1 protein-coding gene is annotated in these 721 nt (G+C 63.8%); it reads left to right on the forward strand.

Annotated features, from left to right (window positions below; genetic code table 11):
• On the forward strand, positions 1–571 hold a 571-nt coding region (locus AWB69_RS45390), incomplete at its 5' end, for a hypothetical protein (protein ID WP_063978069.1).
• Positions 572–721 lie beyond the last annotated feature (150 nt).

Here is a 721-nt window from a genome sequence, read left to right on the forward strand (position 1 = left end):
CGCAAGCACCGCAGCGCTGGCTCAGGCTCCCGCGGCCAAGGTCACCCGTATCCGCGGCGACATTGTCTCGCTGAAAGGCGACATGCTGGTCGTCCATCGCAACAGCGGCGACACGGTCCCGGTCACGCTCCCTTCGAATCTCACGATCAGCGCAGTCAAGAAGATCAAGCTCTCTGACATCAAACCCGGCTCCTTCATTGGCACCGCGGCCACGACCGGCGTGGACGGAAAGATGACAGCCACCGAAGTACACGTGTTCGACGAATCCGCACGCGGCACCGGTGAAGGACACCGCGCGTTCGACCTTGGGCCGAACAGCACGATGACGAACGCGAATGTCGATTCCGTCGTGAAGTCGACGAGCGGCAACGTCCTGCAGCTTTCGTACAAAGGCGGCAGCAATACGGTGACCGTGCCCGCCAATGTGCCCGTCGTGGCATTCATCCCAGCCGACCGCTCCGACCTTACCGAGGGAAAGAAGGTTATCGTAACGGCAACCGCGGGGGCGGGCGGCGCGTTTAACGCGCAACGAATTCTCGTCGAGAAAAACGGCGTCGTGCCGCCGATGTAACCTACGGACTCGGCCCGACCGCCGCCTCCCACGTTCATGCGCCATGCGCCGCCGGTGTTCAGAGCCCGGCGGTGGTTGCCGGTCTATCGCGCGTGTTCAAGCGCCCGCTGCGCGACGTCCCTGTGGCGCGAACCATACCTGCGGATGCGA

The organism is Caballeronia udeis (assembly GCF_001544555.2).
Lineage (GTDB): Bacteria > Pseudomonadota > Gammaproteobacteria > Burkholderiales > Burkholderiaceae > Caballeronia > Caballeronia udeis.